We start from the raw sequence: 25,253 nt of genomic DNA on the forward strand, positions 1-25,253 counted from the left end.
CAGACATGACGCACAATCATCCCGCCCCCCTGCTCGTCGAACTGCTGACCGAAGAGCTGCCGCCGAAGGCCCTCGCGCGCCTCGGCGACGCATTCGCCGAAGGTATCGCACAACGCCTCGCCGCGCGCGACCTCGTCGAAGGCGAACTCGTGTTCGAACGCTACGCGACGCCGCGCCGGCTCGCCGTCGTCGTGCAGAACGTACGCGCCGTCGCGCCCGACAGACAGGTCCGCGAAAAGGTCCTGCCCGTGTCGGTCGCGCTCGACGCGCAAGGCAAGCCGACGGCTCCGCTCGCGAAGAAGCTCGCGGCGCTCGGCCACCCGAATCTGTCGATCGCCGATCTCGAGCGCGCGCAGGACGGCAAGGCCGAAGCGTTCTTCATCAACTACTCGGCGGCCGGCGCCACGCTCGCCGACGGCCTGCAGGCCGCGCTCGACGAAGCGCTCGCGAAGCTGCCGATCCCGAAATTCATGACGTACCAGCGCCCGGACGGCACGGACGTGAAGTTCGTGCGCCCGGTGCATCGCCTGACGGTGCTGCACGACGACCGCGTGGTGCCCGTCACCGCGTTCGGCGTCGATGCCGGCGACACCACGCTCGGCCACCGCTTCCTGTCCGACGGCCTCGTCGCGATCCAGCATGCGCGCGCGTACGCCGACACGCTGCGCGACAAGGGCCGCGTGATCGCGCACTTCGCCGATCGTCGCGAAACGATCCGCACGCAACTGAACGAACATGCGAACGGCGACACGGTCGTGATGCCCGAATCGCTGCTCGACGAAGTGACGTCGCTGGTCGAGTGGCCGGTCGTCTACCCGTGCCGCTTCGAGGACGAATTCCTGCAGGTGCCGCAGGAATGCCTGATCCTCACGATGCAGACGAACCAGAAGTATTTCGCGCTGACCGACGTCGCCGGCAAGCTGCGCTCGCGCTTCCTGATCGTGTCGAACATCGAGACGAAGACGCCGGGCGAGATCGTCGAAGGCAACGAGCGCGTCGTGCGCCCGCGCCTCGCCGACGCGAAGTTCTTCTTCGAGCAGGACAAGAAGAAGCCGCTCGCCGATCGCGTGCCGCAGCTCGCGAACGTCGTCTATCACAACAAGCTCGGTTCGGCGCTCGCACGCGTCGAGCGCCTCGAGGCGCTGGCGGGCGAGATCGCCCCGGCGATCGGCGCCGATCCCGCGCACGCGAAGCGCGCCGCGCGCCTCGCGAAGGCCGACCTGCTGACCGACATGGTCGGCGAGTTCCCGGAACTGCAGGGCACGATGGGCACGTACTACGCGCGCCACGACGGCGAGGCCGACGACGTCGCGCTCGCGTGCGCCGAGCACTACCAGCCGCGCTTTTCCGGCGACGCGCTGCCGACCACGCCGGTATCGACCGCCGTCGCGCTCGCCGACAAGCTCGAAACGATCGTCGGCATCTGGGGCATCGGCCTCGCGCCGACCGGCGAGAAGGATCCGTTCGCGCTGCGCCGCCACGCGCTCGGCGTGCTGCGCCTGCTGCTCGAGAAGCAGTTGCCGCTCGATCTCGTGTCGCTGCTGCGCACGGCCCATGCACGCTTCGACGGCGTGCCGGGCGTCGCCGAATCGACCGACGCGATCTTCGCGTTCTTCATGGATCGCCTGCGCGGCCTGCTGCGCGAGCGCGGCTATTCGGCCGGCGAAATCGACGCGGTGCTGAGCCTGAACCCGACGCGCATCGACGATCTCGTCGCGCGCCTCGACGCGGTGCGCGAATTCACGCGCCTCGCGGAAGCCGAAGCGCTCGCGGCCGCGAACAAGCGGATCTCGAACATCCTGAAGAAGTCGGAAGGCGGCGCGAACGGCGCGGTGCAGCCGACGCTGCTCGTCGAGGCCGCGGAAAAGGCGCTGCACGAGCAGCTCGCGGCCGTCACGCCGCACGTGCAGTCGCAGCTCGAGGCGCGTGCGTACACGGGCGCGCTGTCGGCGCTCGCCGCGCTGCGCGCGCCGGTCGACACGTTCTTCAACGACGTGATGGTCAACGCGGACGATCCGGCGCTGCGCGCGAACCGTCTCGCGCTGCTGTCCGCGCTGCACCAGCAGATGAACTGCGTCGCCGACATCTCGAAGCTCGCCGCATAAGGGCCGCACGATGCCGATTAGCCCCAACCGAAAGCTTGTCGTCCTCGACCGGGACGGCGTGATCAATGTCGATTCGGATGCGTTCATCAAGACGCCCGACGAATGGATCGCGCTGCCCGGCAGCTTCGAGGCGATCGCCCGGCTCAACCATGCGGGCTATCGCGTGGTCGTCGCGACCAACCAGTCCGGCATCGGTCGTGGGCTGTTCGACATGGCCGCGCTCAACGAGATGCACCTGAAGATGCATCGCGCGGCGGCTGCCGTCGGCGCGCGCATCGACGCGGTGTTCTTCTGCCCGCACACGGCCGAGGATCACTGCGACTGCCGCAAGCCGAAACCCGGCATGATGCAGATGATCGCCGAGCGCTTCGAGATCGATCCCGATCACACGCCGGTCGTCGGCGATTCGCTGCGCGACCTGCTCGCCGGCGTCGCGGTCGGCTTCCAGCCGCACCTCGTGCTGACCGGCAAGGGCAAGAAGACGCTCGCCGCGGGCAACCTGCCGCCCGGCACGAAGGTGCACGACGACCTGCGCGCGTTCGCGCTCGATTTTCTTTCACACGAACACGAGTGATGCGGCTGCCGCGCGCATCCTCCCCAACGCCAGACTCACGCCGATGCGCTTCGTTCGCTCCCTGCTGCTGCTGATCTACTTCATCCTGTACACGGTGCCGTACGCCACCGCGTGCTTCATCGCGTTCCCGTTCATGCGCCCCGACGCACGCTACTGGATGGCGGCCGGCTGGTGCAAGTCGACGCTGTGGGTCGTGCGCTGGCTGAACGGCATCCGCTACCGGATCGAAGGGATGGAGAACCTGCCCGACGGCCCGGCCGTGCTGCTGTCGAAGCACCAATCCGCGTGGGAGACGCTCGCGTTTCCGGCGCTGATGCCCAAGCCGCTCTGCTACGTGTTCAAGCGCGAGCTGCTGTACGTGCCGTTCTTCGGCTGGGCGCTCGGGCTGCTGCACATGGTCAACATCAACCGCAAGGAAGGCAAGAACGCGTTCAATTCGGTGATCCGCCAGGGCAAGAAGCGCCTGTCGGAAGGCGCATGGATGATCATGTTTCCCGAAGGCACGCGCACGCCGGTCGGCAAGCAGGGCAAGTACAAGACGGGCGGCGCGCGCTTCGCGATCGAAACCGGCACGCCGGTCGTGCCGATCGCGCACAATGCAGGTCGTGTGTGGCCGCGCAACTCGTTCACGAAATTCCCGGGCGTCGTCACCGTGTCGATCGGCAAGCCGATTCCGGTCGAAGGCAAGACGCCCGACGTATTGAACTCGCAGGTCGAAGCCTGGATCGAAGCGGAAATGCGCCGCATCGATCCCGATGCGTATCGTCAGGCGGGCAACGCCGGCACACGCGATGCCGCGCGCGCCTGACGCCCCGGATTGCAGCCGTTGCGTACGACAAAAAGAAGCGAACTGATGAAACAGCGTCCGCGGCCACGGCCTGCCGTCGTGGCCCTCGATCATCGCCAGATGGACCTGCCGCTCTTCGACGGGCCGGCCGCGCCGCCGTCGGCGCCCGCCGCCCCGCCGGCGCCGCCCGACATCGCCGCCCCTGCCGCGCCGCTCGATCCCGGTCCGGCGCCCGATCGCTCGCGCGTGCGCACGTTCGCGCTCGACAGCCGCGTGCTCGAATACCGGCTCAAGCGCTCGGCGCGCCGCACGATCGGCTTCACGATCGACGGCAGCGGGCTGTCGATCACCGCGCCGCGCTGGGTCACGCTCGCCGACATCGAAGCGGCGATCGCCGAGAAGCAGCGCTGGATCTTCGCGAAGCTCGCGGAATGGAAGACGCGCACCGAGCAACGCGCGCTGCCGCAGATAGACTGGCGTGACGGCGCGCAACTGCCGTATCTGGGCAAGACGGTGACGATCGCGCTCGGCGCGGGCGCCGTCGCGTTCGATGCCGACGCGCTGCGGCTGTCGCTGCCGCTGCCCGTGCAGGCCGACATGCAGCAGATCAAGGACCGCGTGCAGGGCTGGCTGCAGGGCGAAGCGAAACGCATCTTCGGCGAACGCCTCGCGGTCTATGCGGAAAAGCTCGGCGTCACGTATTCGATGTATGCGCTGTCGTCGGCCGCGACGCGTTGGGGCAGTTGCTCGAGCGACGGCAAGATCCGCCTGAACTGGCGGCTGATTCATTTTCCGATGTCGATCATCGACTACGTCGTCGCGCACGAGCTGTCGCACCTGCGCGAGATGAACCACAGCCCGGCCTTCTGGCAGACCGTCGAATCGATCTTCCCCGAGTTCCGCGAAGCGCGGCACACGCTCAAGCATCACCCGCCCGAGCTGCTGCCGTCGCTCTGACGCGCACGGCTTCGCCGCCGACGAAAAAGGGCGATGCGGATTACCCCGCATCGCCCTTTTTCGTTGGTGCGGCGCACATCGCACGCCGCGGCCCGGTTCATCCCGCGCTTACTTCTTCTGGATGAACTCGATCTTGTAGCCGTCCGGATCCTCGACGAACGCGATCACGGTCGTGCCGTGCTTCATCGGGCCGGCCTCGCGCGTGACCTTGCCGCCTTGCGCCTTGATCTTCTCGCAGGCCGCGTACGCATCGTCGACCGCCACCGCCAGATGGCCGAAGCCATTGCCGAGATCGTAGGACGGCGTGTCCCAGTTGTGGGTCAGCTCGATCACGGTGCCCGTGCGCTCGTCTTCGTAGCCGACGAACGCGAGCGTGAACTTGCCTTCCGGATAGTCCTCGCGACGCAGCAGCTTCATGCCGAGCAATTCGGTGTAGAACTTGATCGAGCGGTCGAGATCGCCGACTCGCAGCATCGTATGCAGCAAACGCATGTGTTGTACTCCTGTGGGGACTTTCCAGAACCGGAAATTCTACCGGAGTCGGGTGAATCGCGCCGGGGACGGCTGGCCGGCGCGCGCCCGGGCGGTGCAGCGGCTGAGCCGCACGAGCACGAGCGAGCGCCGCGGCGGGAAACAGCACGATCCGACTCACCCGGCCACCGCGTCGATCGGGTAACATCCTTCCACTTCGCACCAAAATCGGGCACGCATGCCACAGCCCGACCGCGACCACCCACTCTTCCGTACCGCCACCCTGCCGTGCGAAACCGCCCATCCGAGCGCACCGGACGCGCCGCCCGCCTCACCTCGCCGCCACCGCACCGGACCCGCGAGGCACGTCGATGAGCCCGCTTGCCGCCGCCCCCGTGCGCCGCGCACTCGATACGCACGCCGTCGGCCTGATGCTGCTGCTGTGCGCGATCTGGGGCTTCCAGCAGGTCGCGATCAAGAGCACGAACGCCGCGATCGCGCCGATGTTCCAGGCCGGGCTGCGCTCGGCGATCGCCACGCTGCTGCTGTGGGGCTGGGCCCGCACGCGCGGCACGCCGCTGTTCCAGGCGGACGGCACGTTCGGCGCGGGCCTCGCGGCCGGTGCGCTGTTCGCCGGCGAATTCGTCTGCGTGTTCTTCGGGCTGACGCTGACGAGCGCGTCGCACATGGCGATCTTCCTGTACACGGCGCCGTGCTTCACCGCGCTCGGCCTGCATCTGTTCGCACCGGGCGAGCGGCTGCAACGCACGCAATGGGCCGGCGTGGGCATCGCATTCGCCGGCATCGCACTCGCGTTCGCGGACGGCTTCCTGAAGCCGCGCGCGCCCGGCGCGTCCGTGCTGGCCGGGCTCGCCGGCGACGCGCTCGGGATCCTCGGCGGCGCGATGTGGGCCGCGACGACGGTCGTCGTACGCTCGACGGCGCTCGCGCGAGCCAGCGCGAGCAAGACGCTGTTCTATCAGCTCGCGGTATCGGCGGTCGTGCTGGTCGCGCTCGCCGCGCTGTTCGGCCAGATGTCGTTCGCGCACGTGACGCCGATTGCGGTGGCGAGCCTCGCCTACCAGTCGGTGATCGTCGCGTTCGTCAGCTATCTGTCGTGGTTCTGGCTGCTGACGCGCTACAGCGCGTCCCGGCTGTCCGTCTTCACGTTCCTGTCGCCGCTGTTCGGCGTCGCGTTCGGCGTGCTGCTGCTCGGTGAATCCGTCGGCTGGCGCTTCATGTCCGCGGCCGCGCTCGTGCTGACCGGCATCGCGCTCGTCAACGCGCCGCCGCGCCGGCGGGCGTGACGACCGGACCGGCGCAAGAAGACGCGCGGGCAATAAAAAAGCTGCCCGTCGGGCAGCCTCGTCGATACAGCCGATGAGCGGCTCGCGCCACGCGCATCATCCGGCCTTGCGCACCGCCGCCAGCGCCTGCGCGACGCCGACGTATTCGGCCACGCTCACGTCCTCCGCGCGGCGCGCGAGATCGAAGCCGAGCGCATCGAAATCGATCGTCTCGCGGTAGTCGCCGAGCGTATTGCGCAGCATCTTGCGGCGCTGCGAGAACGCGGCGGTGACGATTTCGCCGAGCAGCACGGGATCGACGTCCGGCAGTTCGTGCGGCTCGTACGGAATCATCCGCACGATCGCCGAATCGACCTTCGGCGGCGGCTGGAACGATTCCGGCGGCACGTCGAGCATCTTCTCCATCACGTAACGGTACTGCAGCATCACCGACAGCCGCGAAAACGCCTTCGTGCCCGGCTCCGCGACCATCCGCTCGACGACTTCGTTCTGCAGCATGAAATGCTGGTCGATGACCGCATCGGCGAACGTCATCAGGTGAAACAGCAGCGGGCTGGAAATGTTGTACGGCAGGTTGCCGACGATCCGCAGCGACGGCTTGTCGCCGGGCGCCGCGAGTGAGCGGAAGTCGAACGCGAGCGCGTCGCCCGCGTGCAGTTCCAGCAGCGCGCCGAAGCGTTGCTGCAGGCGCCCGATCAGATCGCGGTCGAGCTCGACCGCGTGCAGCGGCGACTCGGGCGTCGCGAGGCGCTCGATCAGCGGCTCGGTCAGCGCGCCGAGCCCGGGGCCGATCTCGACCATCCGCTGGCCGCGGGCGGGGCCGATCGTCGCGACGATCGAGTCGATCACGCCGTGATCGACGAGAAAGTTTTGCCCGAAGCGCTTGCGCGCGAAATGGCCTTGGTGCTGTCTGCTGTTCGACATCGACTCAGTAAAACGAAAAATACGACGAAAGGAGTAAGCCGGCGGCGTCAGGCTGCGCGGCGATGGCGCGCCATCGTGACGGCCGTATCGAGCGCGGCGATCATGCTGCCCGGATCCGCGCGGCCCGTGCCGGCCAGATCGAGCGCGGTGCCGTGATCGACCGACGTGCGGATGATCGGCAGCCCGAGCGTCACGTTGATGCCCTCGCCGAACGTCGCGTACTTCAGCACGGGCAGGCCCTGGTCGTGGAACATCGCCAGCACGCAATCGGCATCGGCCAGATGGCGCGGCTGGAACAGCGTGTCGGCCGGATACGGGCCGCGCGCGTCGATGCGTTGCGCGTTCGCGCGGGCCAGCGCCGGTTCGATCACGTCGATCTCCTCGCGGCCGAGATAACCGTTCTCGCCCGCGTGCGGGTTCAGGCCCGTCACGAGGATGCGTGGCGCGGCGAGACCGAAATCGCGCCGCAGGTCGCGATCGATGATCGCGAGCGTCTCGACGAGCCCGTCGATCGTCAGCGCGGCCGATACATCCTTCAGCGGCAGGTGCGTGGTCGCGAGCGCGACGCGCAGCGGCCGGTGGCCGGTGCCGGCCAGCATCATCACGACGCGCGGCGTATGCGTGCGTTCGGCCAGGTATTCGGTATGACCGGTGAACGGCACGCCCGCGTCGTTGATCGTGCTTTTCTGCAGCGGCGCGGTGACGATCGCGTCGTACCGGCCCGCCAGCGCGCCGTCGATCGCCGCGTCGAGCAACCCGAGCACGTACCGCCCGTTCGCCGCGTCCAGCTTGCCCGCCTGCGCGGGCGCGGCCAGCGCGTGATGCGCGACCGACACCTGCGTGCCGCCGGCCAGCGTGGCCGGGTCGGCCCCGACCGCCGCCGCCCGCGCATCGAGCAGCGCCGCATCGCCGAGCACGGTGAAATGCGCGTCGGGCCAGCGCTGCGCGGCGTCACGCAGCGCCTGCACGGTCAGCTCCGGGCCGACCCCCGCGGGTTCGCCGGTCGTGATCGCGATCTGCAGCGCGGGCATGGTCATCCGATGCTCGCTCAGTTCGCCGGGCCGACGCCGCCGATCTTGTACTGCACGTACGACGAATCGCGCAGCTCGCGCAGCCAGTCGGCATACGCCTGTTCGGCCTTGCGCTGGCCGATCGCCTGACGGGCGATGTCCATCTGCTGCTGCACCGACCCTTCCGCTTCACGGCGGCTCAGCACCTGGATCAGGTGGTAGCCGTACTCGGTGCGAATCGGCTGGCTGATCTGGCCGTCCTGCAGGCTGTTCATCGCGCGCTCGAATTCCGGCACGGTCTCGCCCGGGCTGATCCAGCCGAGATCGCCGCCCTGCGACGCCGAGCCGTCCTGCGAGTAGGTACGCGCGAACTTCGCGAAATCGCCGCCGGCCTCGACCTGATTGCGGATGTCGCTCAATTGCTGGCGCGCCTGGCCTTCCGACTTGCCTTCGCCAACGCGCAGCAGGATGTGGCGCACGTGCGTCTGCACGATCTTCGGCGCCGCGGCGCTCGCGCCCTGGCTCTGGCGGCGGTCGACGAGGCGCACGATCTCGAAGCCGTCCGGCACGCGGATCAGCGTCGGGTTGACCTGGCCCGGGCGCAGCTTCGACGCGGCGTCGACGACGTCGGCCGGCAGCGCGCTCGGCGCCTTGAAGCCGAGATCGCCGCCCTTCTTCGCGTCGTTCGCTTCGGAGTTGTTCTTCGCGAGGCGCTCGAAATCGGCGCCCGACTTCGCCTGCTGCAGCAGCGCTTCGGCCTTCTTCTGCGCGGCTTCGATGTCGGCCTGCGGCGCGTTGGTGGGCGCCTTGATGAAGATGTGCTGGAAGCGCAGGTCCTGCTGCTGCGCCGCGTTCGGCCCGCGCTGGCTCGCGATGTAGTTCGCGACCTCGGCGTCCGACACCGTGATCTTGCCGTCGACTTCGCGCTCACGCAGCTTCGACAGCATCAGCTCGGTACGCGCATCGTTCGTGAAGATGCTCCACGGCACGCCTTGCGCCTCGAGACGCGCGCGGTACTGGTCGAGCGTCATCCCGTTCGCCTGCGCGAGACGCTGCAGCGTGGCCTGCACGGTCGCGTCGTCGATGCGGATCCCGTCGTCCTTGGCCTTTTGCACCTGGATACGCTCGAGCACCATCTGGTTCAGCACCTGCGCGCGCAACTGGTCGGCCGGCGGCACCGGCGCGTTCTGCTGCTGCAGCCGGCGCGCGATCAGGCCGACGCGCTGGTCGAGTTCGCGGCCGGTGATCACGTCGTTGTTGACGACCGCGACGACTTCGTCGGCGAGCTGCGCACCTTGCGAACCGAGCGCCTGCGCCGCAGCGGGCGCGGCGGCGAGCAGCGCGGCGGACGCGGCGAGGCTGGACACGACTGCCGCGAAACGAAGGGTTTTCTTCATTGCCACTGAAACTCCATTGAAATCGTGCTGACCGGTGCAGACATGCCGGCGTTACTCGTAGTTGCTGAAGCGGGACATCGGCGGCGGCGGCGGCGGCAACGGCGTGTAGCCCGGCACCCCGGCGCGGAATGCGGACACGAGGCCGTTGTCGATGGTCGACAAGCCCTTGAGCGTCAGCTGCATCATGAATCGCGTCGACGAGTTCTGCTGTCCCGACGTATTGATGCCGTTCGCGGCCCGCTGCACTCCGACCCCGAGCGCCCAGCAATCCGCGTCGTATTGTAAGCCGACCAGACCGTCGACCACGCGATCTCCGGCGAAGTCGTAGTTGAAGCGGCCGATCGCATACAGGCGGCGCGTGAGCGGCCACTGCGCGGACACCAGGAACTGGTTGATCGGCTGGTTGTCGAGCGTGGTGTTCGTGCGCGTATAGCGGTAGCCGACGTTGATCACGCGGCGCTCGCCCGGGCTGTAGCCGAAACCGATACTCGACTTCACGAGCTGGTTGTTGTTCTGGTTGTACTGGAACGCCGTTTCCGACATGAAGCCCGAGCCGAGCTTCAGCGCGGCGCCGACGATCAGGTCCGAGTGGCGCGCCAGCACGGCGCTCTGCCCGGGCGTCAGCGTGACGCGCTGATCCGCGAAGTAGTACTGCTGCGCGATCACGAAGCGCGCGCGCTCGTCGCCGGTGCGCGGATCGATGAAGCGCGACGTGAGGCCGGCCGTGATCCGGTTCGCGTCGGCGATCCGGTCGTTGCCGACGAACGTGTTCGGCTGGTAGATCTCCGCGAGGCCGAAGTCCGATTCCGCGGTGTCGAACAGCGGCGCGTTCGACTGGTCGCGATACGGCGTGTACACGTAGTACAGGCGCGGCTCGAGGGTCTGGATGAAGTCCTGGCCGAACAGGCGCACCGAACGGTCGAAGATCAGGCCCGTGTCGAAGCTCACGGTCGGGATCGACTCGGTGAAGCGCTTCGGGCTGTTCGGCGTGGTCGACGACAGGTAGTTCAGGTCGTAAGACGCGAAGTGGTATTGGACCTTCGGCACGACGAAGTAGCCGGGCCCGTACACGCCGTACGAGATGTACGGATTGAAGACGATGCGGTCGCCTTCGGTCGCGTCGGCGGTCGTGATGCGGAACCGCGAATAATCGGCTTCCGCGCCGAAGTCGAAGCCGCCGACGTTGTACTTCGTGTACTTCACGTTCAACTGCGGCTCGCGGCTGTACGGCGCGATCGACGGCGGCAGCGTCTGCCAGTGCTGGTAGCGCGCGAGCACCGACCACGGGCCGTTGTTGTACGTGAGGCCGGCTTCCTGCTGGTACAGCGTCTGCGTCCCGTTGATGAACTGGTTCGCCGACCCGAGGTCTTCCGGATACGTGTTGTCCGAGACCTTGTTGTAATAGACGTAGCCGCCGAAACCGCCGCCGAAGTTCTGCTGGTGCTGCCAGTAGATCGCGTAGCGGTTGCGGTGCGCGAGCCGGTCGTCCGGCAGGTAATTGGCCGTGAACGTGCCCGAATACGACGGCGACAGATAGCGGAACGTCGCCTCGGCCATCACGCCGCGCCGCGAGATGATGCGCGGCGTGAGCGTCAGGTCGCGGTTCGGCGCGATGTTGAAGTAGTACGGCAGCGACAGCTCGAAGCCGTTGCTCGAGTTCACCGAGAACGTCGGCGGCAGCAGGCCGCTGCGCCGCTCGCCCGACAGCGGGAACGTCATCCACGGGCTCGCGAAGATCGGCACGCCCTGGAAGAACAGCACGCCGTTGCGCGCGGTGCCCTCGTCGGCACCCGTATCGAAGTCGAAGCGGCTGCCCTTGATGTACCACGCGGGGTTCGTCGCGCACTGGCATGCGGTATACGTGCCGTTGACGAACACCGAGCGCTCGTTGTCGACCATGTCGACGCGCTCCGCGCTGCCCGACCCGCCCGTCACGTTGAAGTGATACTTCGGCGCGGTCATGAAGCCCTGGTTCGCCTCGACCTTCAGGTGCGCCTCGGGGCCCGCGAACGACGTGCCACCGTTGATCACCTTGACCTGGCCGTACGCATCGGCCATGTCGGTATCCTGATCGTAGTGGATCGCGTCGGCCTTCACGACGGCATCGCCGCGCCGCAGCTCGGCGGAGCCCTTCGCGGCGAGATCCTGCTCGGCGGTGCCGCTCGTGTGGTCGGCGATCACGAACGCGGCCGGCTTCGCGCCGTCCTTCAGCGGATGATCCTCGAGCTGGGGTGCGAGACGCAGATCCCACGGCGAGTCGAGCGGCTGCGGCTGCGCAGCGGCGCCCGACAGCTGCGCGTACGACACGGCCGGCACGAGGCCGGGCACGGCCAGGAGCGCGAGCGCGAGCCGCCGTTTGCGCGGCGCCCCGTCACCGGGGAAAACATTCGGGAATAGCGGTTTGGGCGGCATCTATCGTTTGGCGAATCGCCCCTTGTCAACCGCGCCTGCAAGGCACCTTCGCGCGCGGCGGGCCGCGCCGTCGAGCCGCGACTGCGGCTCTTCGCAAACCGGGGAGGCGATCGGGCGGACGTCGCGACAGGCGCGGGCCTGCACGGCGGAAGCTGACGCGGGGCGCGTCAAAAAAGTCGTGGGGTATTATATGGCAAGACGTTCCCCCCTCCGCCGAGTTTCATGACGCCCCCATCCGCCGCATCCCAGCCCGACGCCCGCCTCGACGCGCTCACCGCGTGGCTGCGCCCGCTCGCCGGGCGCTACGCCCTCGATCTGTCGACCCTCGCGCCCGCGTCGTCGGACGCCAGTTTCCGCCGCTATTTCCGCGTCGCGTCCGCCGCGAGCCCCGGCGGCACGCTGATCGCCGTCGACGCGCCGCCGCCCGAGAAGTGCCGCGAATTCGTCCAGGTCGCGCAGTTGCTCGCCGCGGCCGGCGACCACGTGCCGGACGTGCTCGCCCACGATTTCGACGCGGGCTTCATGCTCGTGACGGACCTCGGCCGCACGTCGTACATCTCGGTGCTCGATCCGGCCGACCCGGCCGCCGCAAAGCCGCTGATGCGCGCGGCGCTCGACGCGCTGATCCGCTTCCAGCTCACGTCGAAGCCCGACGTGCTGCCGCCGTTCGACGAAGCGTTCCTGCGCCGCGAAATGGAGCTGATGCCCGAATGGTTCGTCGGCCGCCACCTCGGCAAGCCCGTCACCGACGCGATGCGCGGCACGCTCGACCGCACGTTCGCGCTGCTGGTCGCGAGCGCGCACGCGCAGCCGCAAGGCTTCATGCTGCGCGACTTCATGCCGCGCAACCTGATGGTCTGCGAGCCGAACCCGGGCGTGCTCGACTTCCAGGACGCCGTGTACGGGCCGCTGACGTACGACGTCGTGTCGCTGCTGCGCGACGCGTTCATCAGCTGGGACGAGGAATTCGAGCTCGACTGCTTCGCGTACTACTGGGAAAAGGCGAAAAAGGCCGGCCTGCCGGTCGATCCCGACTTCGGCGAGTTCTACCGCCAGCTCGAATGGATGGGCCTGCAGCGCCACATCAAGATCCTCGGCCTGTTCGCGCGCATCAACTACCGCGACGGCAAGCCGCACTACCTGAACGACCTGCCGCGCTTCCTCGCGTATGCGCGCAAGGTCGCGCTGCGCTATCGCCCGCTCGTGCCGTTCGCGAAGCTGCTCGACGAGCTCGAGGGCAACGCGCCGGCCGACGTCGGCTATACATTCTGAGCGCCCTTACACCCAGCCGAACATGAGCCCTACCCTGACCACGGCGATGATCTTCGCCGCCGGACGCGGCGAACGGATGCGTCCGCTGACCGACACCTGCCCGAAGCCGCTGCTCGAAGCCGGCGGCAAGCCGCTGATCGTGTGGCAGATCGAGGCGCTCGCGCGGGCGGGCATCGACACGATCGTGATCAACCATGCGTGGCTCGGCGAACGAATCGAGGCCGCGCTGGGCGACGGTTCGCGCTGGGGCGTGCGGATCGCGTATTCGGCCGAAGGCGAAGCGCTGGAAACCGCCGGCGGCATCGCACAGGCGCTGCCGCTCATCGAGCGCGACGGCCAACCGACCGTGTTCGCGGCCGTCAGCGGCGACGTGTACTGCGCCTTCGACTACCGGACGCTCGCGCCGCGCGCCGCCCGGATGGCCGCACTCGACACGCCGGCGATGCACCTCGTGATGGTGCCGAACCCGCCGTTCCACCCGGCCGGCGACTTCGCGCTCGGCGACGACGGCCGTCTCGCGCTCGATGGCGCCGCGCGCTTCACGTTCGGCAACATCGGCCTGTACGACACACGGATGTTCCGCGATCTCGCGCCCGGCACGCGGCGCGCGCTGACGCCGTACTACCGCGCGGCGATCGAGGCCGGCCACGCGAGCGGCGAACTGTACGAAGGCATCTGGGAGAACGTCGGCACGCCCGCGCAGCTCGGCGAGCTGGACGCGCGCCTGCGCGCCGCCGCGGGCCGATCGTTTCGCGGCTGACTGCAGGGCTGACTGCCGGTTCGCCGGCTCGGCGGCCGATGGACTGACAGGCCGATGACGGCACCCGGTCAACCTGCGCGAACCGATCCGGAATCGAATGCCGGGAACGCCCCGCCGCGCGCCGCGTTGCGCGACACCGCACTCACGCGGCCTCGGCCTCTTCCCCGCCGGCTGCCGCGCGCTGCTGCTGCAGCGCCCACATCTGCGCATACAGCCCGTCGGCGCGCACGAGTTCGTCGTGCGTGCCGCGCTCGACGATCCGCCCGTGATCCATCACGAGAATCTGCTGCGCGTGCACGACCGTCGACAGCCGGTGCGCGATCACGAGCGTCGTGCGATGCCGCGCGATCTGGTCGAGTTCGTGCTGGATCGCGCGTTCCGAGCGCGAATCGAGCGCCGACGTCGCTTCGTCGAACAGCAGCACCGGCGGATCCTTCAGCAGCGTGCGCGCGATCGCGACGCGCTGCTTCTCGCCGCCGGACAGCTTCAGCCCGCGCTCGCCGACCGGCGTGTCATAGCCCTTCGGCAAGCTCTCGATGAAATCGTGGATGTGCGCGGCGCGCGCGGCCGCGACCACCTCGTCGCGGCTCGCCGTCGGCCGGCCGTACGCGATGTTGTAGTAGATCGAGTCGTTGAACAGCACGGTGTCCTGCGGCACGATCCCGATCGACGCGCGCAGCGATTCCTGCGTGACGTCGCGAATGTCCTGGCCGTCGATCCGGATCGCGCCGCCCGTCTGCCGGTCGAGATCGTAGAAGCGGAACAGCAGCCGCGACAGCGTCGATTTCCCCGAACCGCTGTGGCCGACCACCGCGGTCGTCGTGCCGGCCTCGATCGTAAAGGTCACGTCGTGCAGGATCGGCCGCGACGGCTCGTACGCGAAGTTCACGTGCTCGAAGCGCACCTGCGCGCCGGCCACCGCGAGCGGCGGCGCATCCGGCCGGTCGGCCACTTCCTTCGGCGCCGACAGCAGCCCGAACATCCGATCCATGTCGGTGAGGCTCTGCTTCAGCTCGCGATAGACGACACCCAGGAAATTCAGCGGGATGTACAGCTGCAGCATGAACGTGTTGATCAGCACGAGATCGCCGAGCGTCAGCTTGCCCGCGAGCACGCCCTGCGTCGCGCGCCACAGGATGAACACGAGCCCCGTGCCGATGATCGCCTGCTGGCCGAAGTTCAGCACCGACAGCGAGTTCTGCGAGCGGATCGCGGCCTTCCGGTAGCGCTTCAGGTTCTCGTCGTAGCGCTGCGCCTCCCACTCCTCGTTGCCGAAGTACTTCACCGTCTCGTAGTTGATCAGCGAATCGATCGCCCGCGAGTTCGCGCGCGAATCGAGCTCGTTCATCGTGCGGCGGAAGTGCGTGCGCCAGTTGGTGACCTTCACGGTGAACACGATGTACGTGACGAGCGCGGCGAACGTCACGTACGCGTAGTAGGCCTCGTACTTGACCACGAAGAAGCCGAGCACGAGCCCGACCTCGACGAGCGTCGGCAGGATGCTGTACAGCGAATACGAAATCAGTTGCTGGATGCCGCGCGTGCCGCGCTCGATGTCGCGCGACATGCCGCCCGTCTGGCGTTCGAGATGAAACCGCAGCGACAGCCCGTGCAGGTGCCGGAACACCTGCAGCGCGAGCTGGCGCACCGCGCTCTCCGTGACCTTCGAGAACAGGATCTCGCGCAGCTCGGTAAAGAGCGACGTCGACAGCCGCACGAGCGCGTACGCGACGACCAGCAGCCCGACGCCGCCCGCGAGCACGATCCCGGCCGACTGCTCGGCGCGGCCGAGCGCGGTGAGCTGCTGCACGGCGGACAGGTGGTCGACGATGCGCTTCATCACGACCGGCACGCCGAGGTTCGCGACCTTCGCGCCGATCAGGCAGCCGAGCGCGAGCGCGACGCGCCATTTGTAGGTGGTCAGGTACGGCAGCAGCGACCGGATCGTCTGCCAGTCGTTGCGGGGCCCGGTCGAAGCCGGCGCGGGCTCGCCGGAAGCGGGAAATCGGCGCATGGGGAAAAGGTCCTGCGGCGATGCCGGACGCGCGTATCGACGGCCGGCTCGCGCGCTTTCTCGTACAATTTGCGAACGTTGTATTGTCGCAGAAGCCGCTTCGCGCCGCTGCCGGCGGCCTTGCCGGCCGGCCTGCGCGCGGCGGCCCATTTATTACAGGATGAAAGCCCCCGCCATGACCGATTCGACCCTCGAACTCCCGCAGAAGCAGCCCGCGCTGCGCGTCGTCCCGCAACCGCACGACGCGAACGTTCACGGCGACGTGTTCGGTGGCTGGATCATGTCGCAGGTCGACATCGCCGGCTCGATTCCCGCGAGCCAGCGCGCGAACGGCCGCGTCGCGACGGTCGCGGTCAACTCGTTCGTGTTCAAGCAGCCGGTATTCGTCGGCGATCTGCTGAGCTTCTACGCCACGATCATGCGCACCGGCAACACGTCGATCACGGTCGACGTCGAGGTGTACGCGCAGCGCATGCGCCTGATGGGCGAAGTCGTGAAGGTCACCGAAGCGACGCTCACCTACGTCGCGACCGGCCCGGACCGCAAGCCGCGGCAACTGCCGCCGCTCTGACGCGGGCACGCGCAGCGGCGCGGCAGGCGGCCGTCAATGCGTGGCCGTCAGCCCGAACTCCCGCATCGCGGGCAGGAAATCGTGATTCAGCTTCGGCTTGCGCGACAGCTTCACCAGCACGTAGCGCTGGAACGGCGCGAGCCGCTGCCACTGCGCGAGCGCGGGCGCCGGCAGCCCGGCCAGCGCGCTCTGCTGCACGAGCGACTCCGGCACCGTGTCGACGTCGCGCCAGGCCGGCTGCTCGTCCGGCTGAAACCATGACGGCTCCAGATCGGCGTGCGTGCGCAGCATTTCGAACAGCGCATGATCGAAGTTGGGCTCGATCGCGGTGTCGTCGTCGGCCGGGAAGCGCGCGAGCAGCTTGCGGTCCTCGAGCGGCAGCAGTTGCCACTGTTCGAGCGAAATCCGCAGCCCGAAGCGGTCGAGATTGAAACGCACGATCATCGGGATGTACGTGAAGTTTTCCGACGAATCGTGTTCGAAGTTGAAGAGCAACGGAGCGTCGCTGAGTCCCATGGTCGTTACCTGACGTGGCGGATGCCGGCGCGGCCGGCTTGCCTGGGGTATTTTAGAACCTCTGCGCGCGGGCGGCGGCACGATCGTCGCCGGCCGTGCGTCGAATCAACGGGAGTGCTCGTGAATCCGACCCAATCAGACGATCCGCGCAACGCGTTGCGCGATGAGCCGCACGGCGCGATCGAGCTGCCCGTGAGCCGCACGCGCGGCGGCGCGGTCGAAACCGCGCACGACTTCGTCGGCCAGGAATGGCCGGTCGCACTCGTCTTCAACGGCATCTCGCACGCGGTGATGATGTGTACGCCATGCGACCTCGAAGCGTTCGCGGTCGGCTTCGCGATCTCGGAGGGAATCGTCGCGCGCGGCAGCGACATCAAGGACATCGAGGTGATCCTGCATGCCGATGCGCCGTTGCCGCACGCGGAAGTCCACCTGGAAGTCGTCCAGCAGGCGTTCGCCGCGCTGAAGGACCGGCGCCGCGCGCTCGCCGGGCGCACGGGCTGCGGCGTGTGCGGCATCGAAAGCATCGACCTGCTCGATCTGGCGCCCGAACGCGTGCCCGATACCGGCTTTCTCGCGCGCCTCGCGCCCGATGCGCTGGCGCGCGCCGCGCATGCGCTGCCGGCGCATCAGGCGCTGACGAAACTGACCGGCGGCCTGCACGCGGCCGCGTGGTGCGACGCAACAGGCGCGATCCGCGCGGCATTCGAGGATGTCGGCCGCCACAATGCGCTCGACAAGCTGATCGGCTCGCTCGTGCTGTTGCGCGCCGATACCACCGACGGCTTCGTGTTCCTGTCGAGCCGCGCGAGCTATGAGCTGGTACGCAAGGCCGCACGGGTCGGCATCCCGCTGGTCGCGACCATCTCCGCGCCGTCGTCGCTCGCGATCGAGATCGCGAAGGCGGCCGGCTTGCGGCTCGTCAGCTTCTGCCGCGAAACGGGCCACGTCGACTACGGCACGGCCTGATCGCGATCGCGGCCGCGCACCGGCGATCCCCCGGCGGCGCGGCCTGCGCCGTCAGTCGAACTGACGGAAATCCGGCTTGCGCTTCTCGAAGAACGCCGTCATCGCCTCGCGCGCTTCCGGCGCGCGCAGCATCGCCGAGAAGTGGCGCGCTTCCTCGGCCATCCGCGCGGGCGTCGCCACGCCGCCCGTATCCTTGAGCAGCGCCTTGGTCACACGCAGCGATGCCGCCGGCAGCGCCGCCAGCTTCGCCGCCTGCTTCGCCGCGAATGCGTCGAGCTCCGCCGCCGGCAGCACGCGGTTGACGATGCCGATCCGGTGCGCTTCCAGCGCGTCGAACGCCTCGCCCAGCAGCAGCTTCTCGGCGGCGACCTGATGGCCGGCCAGGCGCGGCAGCAGCGCGCTCGACGCGGCTTCCGGGCACAGCCCGAGCTGCACGAAAGGCAGCGAGAACGTCGCGGTGTCGGCCGCGTAGACCAGATCGCAGTGCAGCAGCATCGTCACGCCGACGCCGACCGCAATGCCCGGCACCGCTGCCACGATCGGCTTGCTCGCGCTGCTGATCCGCGCCAGGAACTGGAACACCGAGGCGGTGTCGTCCTTCGGCGGCGACTTCAGGAAATCCTCGAGATCGTTGCCCGCGCTGAAATTGCCGTCGCTGCCGCGCAGCAGGATCACGCGCGTCGCCTTGTCTTCCTGCGCGTCGGCGAGCGCGTCGGCCATCGTCTGGTACATCGCCGCCGTCAGCGCATTCTTCTTCGCCGGGCGCGCGATCGTGATCGTCATCACGCCGTCGGCGCGTTCCACTTGAATGTCGGCCACAACCGTCTCCTTTGACTGTCTCTACCGGAATGAAAAAACGGTGCGCGAGCTCGTGGCCCGCGCACCGTCGTCGCTTTTATCCGCGCCTCGCTTACAGGCGCTCGATGATGCCCGCGGCGCCCATGCCGGTGCCGACGCACATCGTGACCATCCCGTACTTCAGGTTGCGGCGGCGCAGGCCGTGCACGACGGTCGCCGCGCGGATCGCGCCGGTCGCGCCGAGCGGGTGGCCCAGTGCGATCGCGCCGCCCATCGGGTTGACCTTCGACGGATCGAGGCCGAGGTCGCGCATCACCGCCAGCGATTGCGCGGCGAACGCTTCGTTCAGTTCGATCCAGTCGAGATCGTCCTGTTTCAGGCCGGCGGCCTTCAGCGCGGCCGGAATCGCTTCCTTCGGACCGATACCCATGATTTCCGGCGGCACGCCACGCACCGCGAAGCTCACGAAGCGCGCGAGCGGCGTCAGGTTGAATTGCTTGAGCACCTTCTCCGACACGACGAGCAGCGCGCCCGCGCCGTCCGACGTCTGCGAGCTGTTGCCGGCCGTGACCGAGCCCTTGTTCGCGAACACCGTGCGCAGCTTCGCGAGGCCTTCGAGCGACGTATCCGCGCGCGGACCTTCGTCGAGCTTGATCTCGCGTGTCTTCACGTCGACTTCGCCGGTCGCGAGGTTCGGGAAACGCTCGGTGATCGTGTACGCGGCGATTTCGTCGCCGAACTCGCCGGCCTGCTGCGCGGCGAGCGCCTTGCGGTGCGACTCGACCGAGAACGCGTCCTGGTCCTCGCGGCTCACCTTCCACTGCTCGGCGACGCGCTCGGCCGTCAGGCCCATCCCGTACGCGATGCCGAAGTCTTCGCTGCGATCGAAGATGTGCGGCGACATCGACGGCTTGTTGCCCATCATCGGCACCATGCTCATCGATTCGCAGCCGCCCGCGAAGATCGCGTCCGATTCGCCGACGCGGATGCGGTCGGCCGCCATCGCCAGCGCGGTGATGCCCGACGCGCAGAAGCGGTTGACCGTCACGCCGCCGACCGTCTGCGGCAGGCCCGCCAGCAGCGCGCCCATGCGCGCGACGTTCAGGCCCTGCTCCGCTTCCGGAATCGCGCAGCCGATGATCGCGTCCTCGATCACCTTCGTGTCGAGGCCGGGCACCTGAGCGACCGCCGACTTGATCGCGTGAACCAGCAGCTCGTCGGGGCGCGTGTTCTTGAAGACACCGCGCGGGGCCTTGCCGATCGGCGTGCGGCTGGCGGCGACGATGTATGCGTCTTGCAGTTGTTTGCTCATTTGAAACTCCTTGCCTTATCCGCTCGCTCAGTTACGCACCGGCTTGCCGGTCTGCAACATGCCCATGATCCGTTCCTGCGTCTTCTGCGTGCCGAGCAGCTCGACGAACGCGCGACGCTCGAGCGCGAGCAGCCATTCTTCGTCGACGAGGCTGCCGGCTTCGACGTCGCCGCCGCACACGGCTTCGGCGATGCGGCTCGCGATCAGGTAGTCGTGGTCGCTGATGAAGCGGCCGTCACGCATGTTGACGAGCGATGCCTTGATCGTCGCGATCGCCGAGCGGCCCGCGACCGGCACGTCCTTCGCGCGCAGCGGCGCGCGGTAGCCGGTGGCGGCCAGCGCACGCGCTTCCTTCTTCGCGGTGTCGAGCAGTTCGAACACGTTGAAGACGATCGTGTCGGACGGCTTCACGTAGCCCATCGCACGCGCGTCGTGCGCGGACGACGACACCTTCGCCATCGCCGCGTTCTCGAACGACTTCGTGACGAACTTCAGGATGTCGGTGGTCGCGTTCGCGGCCGTCGCGGCTTCCGCTGCGCGCAGCGCCGCTTCCTTCAGGCCGCCGCCGGCCGGCACGAGGCCGACGCCCACTTCGACGAGGCCGATGTAGCTCTCGACGTGCACGACGCGCTTCGCGCTGTGCAGCATCAGCTCGCACCCGCCGCCGAGCGCGATGCCCGACACGGCCGCGACGACCGGCACGTTCGCGTACTTCACGCGCAGCATGCCTTCCTGGAATTTCTTCACGAACGGCTCGATGCCCTTCGCGCCGCCCATCATGAACGCGGGCATCGCCTCCTCGAGGTTCGCGCCTGCCGAGAACGGGCCGCCCGGCGTGCCGAGCTTCAGCGACGTCGGCTGCCAGATCACCACGCCCTTGTAATCCTTCTCCGCGAGTTCGATCGCCTGCACGAGGCCGTCGATCACGCTCGGTCCGATCGTGTTCATCTTCGACTTGAACGACACGATCACGACGTCGTCCTCGCCGGCACGATCGTCGACCCACGCGCGCACCGCGTCGGTTTCGAACAGCGTCTTGCCGTACGTCTTCGGGTCGGCGCCGGCTTCGCCGACGAGCGGCGCACGGAACACCTGCTTGTCGTACACGGCCAGGTCCGAACGCGGCACGAAACGCTTGGCGGCCGGCGCCCACGAGCCTTCGGCCGTGTGCACGCCGCCCTTCTCGGCGACCGGGCCTTCGAGCACCCACGACGGCAGCGGCACGTTCGCGAGCGCCTTGCCGGCCGCGATGTCTTCCTGCACCCACTCGGCGACCTGCTTCCAGCCGGCGGCCTGCCAGCCTTCGAACGGGCCTTCGTTCCAGCCGAAGCCCCAGCGGATCGCGAGATCGACGTCGCGCGCGTTGTCGGCGATCGATTCGAGATGCACGCCGATGTAATGGAACACGTCGCGGAAGATCGACCACAGGAACTGCGCGTGCGGATGGTTCGTCTCGCGCAGCAGCTTCAGGCGTTCCGCCGGCGGACGCTTCAGGATGCGGCCGACCGTTTCGTCCGCCTTCGCGCCCGAGTCGACGTAGGTGCCCGTCTTCGCGTCGAGCACCTTGATCGCCTTGCCTTCCTTCTTGTAGAAACCGCCGCCCGTCTTCTGGCCGAGCGCGCCCTGCTTCACCAGCTCGGCGAGCACGGCGGGCATCTGGTAGACCGGGAAGAACGGATCGTCGGCGAGGTTGTCCTGCATCGTCTTGATCACGTGCGCCATCGTGTCGAGGCCGACCACGTCCGCGGTGCGGAACGTCGCCGACTTCGCGCGGCCGAGGCGGCTGCCCGTCAGGTCGTCGACTTCGTCGAAGCGCAGGCCGAACTTCGCGGCCTCGGTGATCACCGCGAGGATCGAGAAGATGCCGACGCGGTTCGCGATGAAGTTCGGCGTGTCCTTCGCGCGCACGACGCCCTTGCCGACGACGCTCGTCAGGAACGTTTCGAGCTGGTCGAGGATTTCCGGCCGCGTATGCGCGGTCGGGATCAGCTCGACGAGGTGCATGTAGCGCGGCGGGTTGAAGAAGTGCACGCCGCAGAAGCGCGCCTTCAGCTCGTCCGAGAAACCTTCGGACAGCTTCGTGATCGACAGGCCCGACGTGTTGGTCGCAAAGATCGCGTGCGAGGCGATGTGCGGTGCGACCTTCTTGTACAGGTCGTGCTTCCAGTCCATCCGCTCGGCGATCGCCTCGATCACGACGTCGCATTCGGCCAGCTTCGCGATGTCGTCCTCGTAGTTCGCCGCTTCGAGGTACTTCGCGTCGTCCTTCACGCCGAACGGCGCGGGCGACAGCTTCTTCAGGTTCTCGATCGCCTTCAGCGCGATCGCGTTTTTCGGGCCTTCCTTGGCCGGCAGGTCGAACAGCAGCACCGGCACGCGCGCGTTGACGAGGTGCGCGGCGATCTGCGCGCCCATCACGCCGGCGCCCAGCACGGCGACCTTGCGAATCAGGAAATTGCTCACGGGATGTCTCCGGATAGTGTCGTGCAGCGCGGAATATGGTGGCTGCACGGCGAAGTGAGTACCAGGAACCGTTGCGTTCGGGCGGCGCGGCACGCGGCGCGCACCGCCCGGACTTGGATCAGAACAGCGATTCGTCGACTTCCATCAGCGTCTTCGAACCGGCGCGCGCGGCGCGGATCGTCGATGCCGTTTCGGGCAGCAGACGCGCGAAGTAGAAGCGGGCGGTGGCGAGCTTCGACTTGTAGAACGGATCGCCCGACGCTTCGTTGTCGAGCGCGATGCGCGCCATGCGCGCCCAGAAGTACGAGAACACCAGGTGGCCAACGGTGCGCAGGTACGGCACGGCCGCGGCGCCGACTTCGTCCGGGTTCTGCATCGCCTTCATGCCGATTTCCATCGTCAGCTTCTGCACCTTTTCACCGATGTCGGCGAGCGGGTTGATGAACTCGGCCATCTCGGGCTTCACGCCTTCGGCTTCCGCGAATTCGGTCACGAGCTTGCCGAACTTCTTCAGCTTCGCGCCCATGTCGCCGAGCACCTTGCGGCCCAGCAGGTCGAGCGACTGGATCGAGTTCGTGCCTTCGTAGATCATGTTGATCCGCGCGTCGCGCACGTACTGCTCCATGCCCCACTCGGAGATGAAGCCGTGGCCGCCATAGATCTGCATCGCATGGTTCGTGCACTCAAACGCGTTGTCGGTCAGGAACGCCTTGATGATCGGCGTGAGCAGCGCGACGAGGTCGGCCGCTTCCTTGCGCACCGCTTCGTCGGCGTGCGACAGCTCCTTGTCGATCTGCAGCGCGGACCAGTACGTGAATGCGCGCGCGCCTTCCGCGTAGGCCTTCTGCGTGAGCAGCATGCGGCGCACGTCCGGGTGCACGATGATCGGATCGGCCGGCTTGTCCGGTGCCTTCGGGCCGGTCAGCGAACGCATCTGCAGGCGTTCCTTCGCGTACGTCAGCGAGTTCTGGTACGCGACTTCCGTGAGGCCGAGGCCCTGCATGCCGACACCCAGACGCGCGGCATTCATCATCACGAACATCGCGTTCAAGCCCTTGTTCGGCTCGCCGACCATCCAGCCCTTCGCACCGTCGAGGTTCATCACGCACGTCGAGTTGCCGTGGATGCCCATCTTGTGCTCGATCGAGCCGCACTTGATGCCGTTGCGCTCGCCCGGCTCGCCCGAAGCGTCCGGAATGAACTTCGGCACGATGAACAGCGAGATCCCCTTCGTGCCTTGCGGCGCGTCCGGCAGGCGCGCGAGCACGAGGTGGACGATGTTCTTCGACATGTCGTGCTCGCCGCTCGAGATGAAGATCTTCGTGCCGCTGATCGAGTACGAGCCGTCGCCGTTCGGTTCGGCCTTGGTGCGCAGGATGCCGAGATCGGTGCCGCAGTGCGGCTCGGTCAGGCACATCGTGCCGGTCCATTCGCCCGACACGAGCTTCGGCAGGTATTGCTGCTGCAGTTCCGGCGCGCCGTGCGCGTGCAGGCATTCGTACGCGCCGTGCGACAGGCCCGGATACATCGTCCAGGCCTGGTTCGCCGAGTTCAGCATTTCGTAGAGTGCGTTGTTCACGAACGCGGGCAGGCCCTGGCCGCCGTAGTCCGGATCGCAGCCGAGCGCCGGCCAGCCGGCTTCGACGTATTGCTGATACGCTTCCTTGAAGCCGGTCGGGGTCTTCACGACGCCGTCGCCTTCATACGTGCAGCCTTCGCGGTCACCGACCTGGTTCAGCGGGAACAGTACCTCGGAGCAGAACTTGCCCGCTTCCTCGAGGACCTGGTTGATCGTGTCGGCGTCGAGGTCCGCATGCTTGGGCATTTGCTTGACTTCGGCTTCGACGTTCAGAAGCTCGTGCAACACGAATTGCATGTCGCGCAGCGGCGCGGCGTACTGTCCCATGACTCTCTCCAAAGGTGGGCAAACGGCTCGAGCTCCTGGCGGGCGGGTCACGCGCCGCTAACGGCTCTCGCTCTGATACGAAACAATCGTCTTTTCCAGCGCGGCCCACGTGAGGCGCACGGCGTCCGGCGAATGCAGGAAGCGTGCGTCGTGATGCAGGCCGAGCGTGAAGCTGTACAACTCGAAGAGCATCAATTCCGGATCCGTATCCGCGCGCAGATGCCCTTCTTCCATCGCCTGCGAAATGGCGCGCAGCAACGCGGCACGCCAGGCGGTCACGCTCGCGATCAACTGTTCGCGCACGGGGCTGTCCGGCCGGTCGTCGTACTCCACCGCGCCGCTGATGTAGATGCACCCGGTCGTCACCTCCTGGATGCGCTTCTCCATCCAGCGCGCCAGCATCGCCCGAAGACGCGGCAGACCGCGCGCCTCGCGCAGGCTCGGAAAGAACACCTCGTTCTCGAAACGATGGTGGTACTCGCGGACGACCTCGACCTGCAGGTCCTCGCGCGATCCGAAGTGCGCGAACACGCCGCTCTTGCTCATCTGCATGCGCTCGGCCAGCAGGCCGATCGTCAGCCCCTCCAGCCCGTCACGGCTGGCGAGGTCCAAAGCAGCTTCGAGTATCGCGGCACGCGTCTGTTCGCCTTTTCGCATAGCTATTTCTGTAACCGTTCGGGGGTTCGAATAAAATCGAACGGCCGTACTATTATTGAGTGCGGCCGCTC

At 67.7% G+C, this 25,253-nt stretch carries 21 protein-coding genes; 9 read left to right on the top strand and 12 right to left on the bottom strand.

Annotation, left to right across the window (positions count from 1 at the left end):
- The first annotated feature begins 5 nt into the window (after positions 1-5).
- The 4 genes from glyS to QZM15_RS23245 are packed head-to-tail and all read left to right on the top strand — an operon-like array spanning position 6 to position 4,423.
- Positions 6-2,105, top strand: coding sequence for a glycine--tRNA ligase subunit beta (glyS, locus tag QZM15_RS23230; RefSeq protein WP_059642974.1), 2,100 nt, complete (start codon positions 6-8; stop codon positions 2,103-2,105).
- Between the two features lie 10 nt (positions 2,106-2,115).
- Complete coding sequence (gene gmhB / locus QZM15_RS23235; protein ID WP_060314991.1) at positions 2,116-2,679, top strand: D-glycero-beta-D-manno-heptose 1,7-bisphosphate 7-phosphatase; 564 nt, start codon at positions 2,116-2,118, stop codon at positions 2,677-2,679.
- Between the two features lie 43 nt (positions 2,680-2,722).
- A complete protein-coding gene (locus tag QZM15_RS23240; RefSeq protein ID WP_059578704.1) occupies positions 2,723-3,487 on the top strand; it encodes a 1-acyl-sn-glycerol-3-phosphate acyltransferase in 765 nt (254 codons plus the stop codon).
- A gap of 45 nt (positions 3,488-3,532) precedes the next feature.
- Positions 3,533-4,423: a M48 family metallopeptidase gene (locus QZM15_RS23245; RefSeq protein WP_060314988.1), complete on the top strand. Its 891-nt coding sequence runs from the start codon at positions 3,533-3,535 to the stop codon at positions 4,421-4,423.
- 108 nt (positions 4,424-4,531) lie between these two features.
- On the opposite strand, the gene gloA is transcribed toward QZM15_RS23245, so the two are convergent.
- Positions 4,532-4,915 (bottom strand): lactoylglutathione lyase, encoded by a 384-nt coding sequence (gene gloA, locus QZM15_RS23250; protein WP_059578709.1) that lies wholly within the window; start codon positions 4,913-4,915, stop codon positions 4,532-4,534.
- A gap of 350 nt (positions 4,916-5,265) precedes the next feature.
- Between gloA and QZM15_RS23255 the strand changes: the two genes are divergently transcribed.
- Positions 5,266-6,201, top strand: coding sequence for a DMT family transporter (locus QZM15_RS23255; protein WP_060966680.1), 936 nt, complete (start codon positions 5,266-5,268; stop codon positions 6,199-6,201).
- Positions 6,202-6,297: 96 nt separating this feature from the next.
- Here the strand turns inward: QZM15_RS23255 and rsmA are convergent, their stop codons facing one another.
- The 4 genes from rsmA to QZM15_RS23275 are packed head-to-tail and all read right to left on the bottom strand — an operon-like array spanning position 6,298 to position 11,944.
- Positions 6,298-7,125, bottom strand: a complete 828-nt coding sequence (rsmA, locus tag QZM15_RS23260; RefSeq protein ID WP_034201387.1) for a 16S rRNA (adenine(1518)-N(6)/adenine(1519)-N(6))-dimethyltransferase RsmA — start codon at positions 7,123-7,125, stop codon at positions 6,298-6,300.
- Positions 7,126-7,172: 47 nt separating this feature from the next.
- Positions 7,173-8,162 carry a 4-hydroxythreonine-4-phosphate dehydrogenase PdxA gene (gene pdxA / locus QZM15_RS23265; RefSeq protein WP_059642958.1) on the bottom strand — a complete coding sequence of 330 codons (990 nt, stop codon included), beginning with the start codon at positions 8,160-8,162 and terminating at the stop codon, positions 7,173-7,175.
- Positions 8,163-8,173: 11 nt separating this feature from the next.
- The gene (locus tag QZM15_RS23270; protein ID WP_059578719.1) at positions 8,174-9,532 is read right to left on the bottom strand and encodes a peptidylprolyl isomerase; all 1,359 of its coding nucleotides are present in this window, start codon (positions 9,530-9,532) and stop codon (positions 8,174-8,176) included.
- 51 nt (positions 9,533-9,583) lie between these two features.
- The gene (locus QZM15_RS23275; RefSeq protein ID WP_089465126.1) at positions 9,584-11,944 is read right to left on the bottom strand and encodes an LPS-assembly protein LptD; all 2,361 of its coding nucleotides are present in this window, start codon (positions 11,942-11,944) and stop codon (positions 9,584-9,586) included.
- A gap of 222 nt (positions 11,945-12,166) precedes the next feature.
- Here QZM15_RS23275 and QZM15_RS23280 point away from each other — a divergent pair, with 222 nt between their 5' ends.
- Both QZM15_RS23280 and murU read left to right on the top strand, forming a co-directional pair.
- Positions 12,167-13,216: an aminoglycoside phosphotransferase family protein gene (locus QZM15_RS23280; RefSeq protein WP_059642949.1), complete on the top strand. Its 1,050-nt coding sequence runs from the start codon at positions 12,167-12,169 to the stop codon at positions 13,214-13,216.
- Between the two features lie 22 nt (positions 13,217-13,238).
- Positions 13,239-13,976, top strand: a complete 738-nt coding sequence (gene murU / locus QZM15_RS23285; protein WP_302107330.1) for an N-acetylmuramate alpha-1-phosphate uridylyltransferase MurU — start codon at positions 13,239-13,241, stop codon at positions 13,974-13,976.
- A 142-nt stretch (positions 13,977-14,118) separates the two neighbouring features.
- Here murU and QZM15_RS23290 read toward each other — a convergent pair whose 3' ends face one another.
- Positions 14,119-15,990, bottom strand: coding sequence for an ABC transporter ATP-binding protein/permease (locus QZM15_RS23290; protein ID WP_060314964.1), 1,872 nt, complete (start codon positions 15,988-15,990; stop codon positions 14,119-14,121).
- Between the two features lie 175 nt (positions 15,991-16,165).
- Here QZM15_RS23290 and QZM15_RS23295 point away from each other — a divergent pair, with 175 nt between their 5' ends.
- A complete protein-coding gene (locus tag QZM15_RS23295; RefSeq protein ID WP_006485741.1) occupies positions 16,166-16,561 on the top strand; it encodes an acyl-CoA thioesterase in 396 nt (131 codons plus the stop codon).
- A gap of 33 nt (positions 16,562-16,594) precedes the next feature.
- On the opposite strand, the gene QZM15_RS23300 is transcribed toward QZM15_RS23295, so the two are convergent.
- On the bottom strand, positions 16,595-17,077 hold the full coding sequence (locus QZM15_RS23300; RefSeq protein ID WP_059642940.1) for a nitrate reductase associated protein: 483 nt from the start codon (positions 17,075-17,077) through the stop codon (positions 16,595-16,597).
- A 120-nt stretch (positions 17,078-17,197) separates the two neighbouring features.
- Between QZM15_RS23300 and fdhD the strand changes: the two genes are divergently transcribed.
- Positions 17,198-18,046: a formate dehydrogenase accessory sulfurtransferase FdhD gene (fdhD, locus tag QZM15_RS23305; protein WP_124658659.1), complete on the top strand. Its 849-nt coding sequence runs from the start codon at positions 17,198-17,200 to the stop codon at positions 18,044-18,046.
- 51 nt (positions 18,047-18,097) lie between these two features.
- Here the strand turns inward: fdhD and QZM15_RS23310 are convergent, their stop codons facing one another.
- The 5 genes from QZM15_RS23310 to QZM15_RS23330 all read right to left on the bottom strand — a co-directional run bounded on the left by QZM15_RS23310 (position 18,098) and on the right by QZM15_RS23330 (position 25,182).
- Complete coding sequence (locus tag QZM15_RS23310; protein ID WP_226225247.1) at positions 18,098-18,865, bottom strand: enoyl-CoA hydratase; 768 nt, start codon at positions 18,863-18,865, stop codon at positions 18,098-18,100.
- A 91-nt stretch (positions 18,866-18,956) separates the two neighbouring features.
- Positions 18,957-20,156 carry an acetyl-CoA C-acyltransferase gene (locus QZM15_RS23315; RefSeq protein ID WP_059642934.1) on the bottom strand — a complete coding sequence of 400 codons (1,200 nt, stop codon included), beginning with the start codon at positions 20,154-20,156 and terminating at the stop codon, positions 18,957-18,959.
- A 27-nt stretch (positions 20,157-20,183) separates the two neighbouring features.
- The gene (locus tag QZM15_RS23320; protein ID WP_302107331.1) at positions 20,184-22,619 is read right to left on the bottom strand and encodes a 3-hydroxyacyl-CoA dehydrogenase/enoyl-CoA hydratase family protein; all 2,436 of its coding nucleotides are present in this window, start codon (positions 22,617-22,619) and stop codon (positions 20,184-20,186) included.
- Between the two features lie 118 nt (positions 22,620-22,737).
- Positions 22,738-24,525, bottom strand: coding sequence for an acyl-CoA dehydrogenase C-terminal domain-containing protein (locus QZM15_RS23325; protein ID WP_104011909.1), 1,788 nt, complete (start codon positions 24,523-24,525; stop codon positions 22,738-22,740).
- Between the two features lie 57 nt (positions 24,526-24,582).
- Positions 24,583-25,182 (bottom strand): TetR/AcrR family transcriptional regulator, encoded by a 600-nt coding sequence (locus QZM15_RS23330; RefSeq protein WP_059578757.1) that lies wholly within the window; start codon positions 25,180-25,182, stop codon positions 24,583-24,585.
- Between the last annotated feature and the right edge of the window lie 71 nt (positions 25,183-25,253).

The sequence above is a fragment of the Burkholderia sp. AU44665 genome, from assembly GCF_030504405.1.
GTDB lineage: Bacteria > Pseudomonadota > Gammaproteobacteria > Burkholderiales > Burkholderiaceae > Burkholderia > Burkholderia semiarida.

Coding starts and splice junctions, on each gene's coding strand:
- glyS (WP_059642974.1), top strand. CDS start 6: ATGACGCACAATCATCCCGCCCCCCTGCTCGTCGAACTGCTGACCGAA.
- gmhB (WP_060314991.1), top strand. CDS start 2,116: ATGCCGATTAGCCCCAACCGAAAGCTTGTCGTCCTCGACCGGGACGGC.
- QZM15_RS23240 (WP_059578704.1), top strand. CDS start 2,723: ATGCGCTTCGTTCGCTCCCTGCTGCTGCTGATCTACTTCATCCTGTAC.
- QZM15_RS23245 (WP_060314988.1), top strand. CDS start 3,533: ATGAAACAGCGTCCGCGGCCACGGCCTGCCGTCGTGGCCCTCGATCAT.
- gloA (WP_059578709.1), bottom strand. CDS start 4,915: ATGCGTTTGCTGCATACGATGCTGCGAGTCGGCGATCTCGACCGCTCG.
- QZM15_RS23255 (WP_060966680.1), top strand. CDS start 5,266: ATGAGCCCGCTTGCCGCCGCCCCCGTGCGCCGCGCACTCGATACGCAC.
- rsmA (WP_034201387.1), bottom strand. CDS start 7,125: ATGTCGAACAGCAGACAGCACCAAGGCCATTTCGCGCGCAAGCGCTTC.
- pdxA (WP_059642958.1), bottom strand. CDS start 8,162: ATGACCATGCCCGCGCTGCAGATCGCGATCACGACCGGCGAACCCGCG.
- QZM15_RS23270 (WP_059578719.1), bottom strand. CDS start 9,532: ATGAAGAAAACCCTTCGTTTCGCGGCAGTCGTGTCCAGCCTCGCCGCG.
- QZM15_RS23275 (WP_089465126.1), bottom strand. CDS start 11,944: ATGCCGCCCAAACCGCTATTCCCGAATGTTTTCCCCGGTGACGGGGCG.
- QZM15_RS23280 (WP_059642949.1), top strand. CDS start 12,167: ATGACGCCCCCATCCGCCGCATCCCAGCCCGACGCCCGCCTCGACGCG.
- murU (WP_302107330.1), top strand. CDS start 13,239: ATGAGCCCTACCCTGACCACGGCGATGATCTTCGCCGCCGGACGCGGC.
- QZM15_RS23290 (WP_060314964.1), bottom strand. CDS start 15,990: ATGCGCCGATTTCCCGCTTCCGGCGAGCCCGCGCCGGCTTCGACCGGG.
- QZM15_RS23295 (WP_006485741.1), top strand. CDS start 16,166: ATGACCGATTCGACCCTCGAACTCCCGCAGAAGCAGCCCGCGCTGCGC.
- QZM15_RS23300 (WP_059642940.1), bottom strand. CDS start 17,077: ATGGGACTCAGCGACGCTCCGTTGCTCTTCAACTTCGAACACGATTCG.
- QZM15_RS23315 (WP_059642934.1), bottom strand. CDS start 20,156: ATGAGCAAACAACTGCAAGACGCATACATCGTCGCCGCCAGCCGCACG.
- QZM15_RS23325 (WP_104011909.1), bottom strand. CDS start 24,525: ATGGGACAGTACGCCGCGCCGCTGCGCGACATGCAATTCGTGTTGCAC.
- QZM15_RS23330 (WP_059578757.1), bottom strand. CDS start 25,182: ATGCGAAAAGGCGAACAGACGCGTGCCGCGATACTCGAAGCTGCTTTG.